Origin of the sequence: Paracoccus sp. S4493 (assembly GCF_000967735.1) — a bacterium.
In the GTDB taxonomy this organism is placed as follows: domain Bacteria; phylum Pseudomonadota; class Alphaproteobacteria; order Rhodobacterales; family Rhodobacteraceae; genus Paracoccus; species Paracoccus marcusii.
This window is the reverse complement of the sequence record NZ_JXYF01000443.1, coordinates 1-216: the sequence shown is the minus strand read 5'-3', so window position 1 is coordinate 216 and position 216 is coordinate 1. Positions and strand designations below refer to the sequence as shown.

Here is a 216-nt window from a genome sequence, read left to right as displayed (position 1 = left end):
CGTCGATGATGCGCGGCTTGGACAGGTTCCAGCGGTCCAGCATCCACAACGCCTCGGTGTTCGGCTCTCCCTGCAGCACGGCCTCGGCCGGGGTCTTGCGGCACTCGTTCAGATACCAGGCCCAGATGATGGGCGAGCCGGTGGAATCCGTGTCGGGGGAAGTGTGGCCGAAGACCTTGATCATGATGCGCCTCGAAGGGTGTTGGGTATGGATGG

1 pseudogene is annotated in these 216 nt (G+C 63.4%); it reads right to left on the bottom strand.

The annotated features are described in order from the left end of the window. A pseudogene (locus tag TW83_RS18325) lies at positions 1-184 on the bottom strand (manganese-dependent inorganic pyrophosphatase); the annotation flags it as partial. Between the last annotated feature and the right edge of the window lie 32 nt (positions 185-216).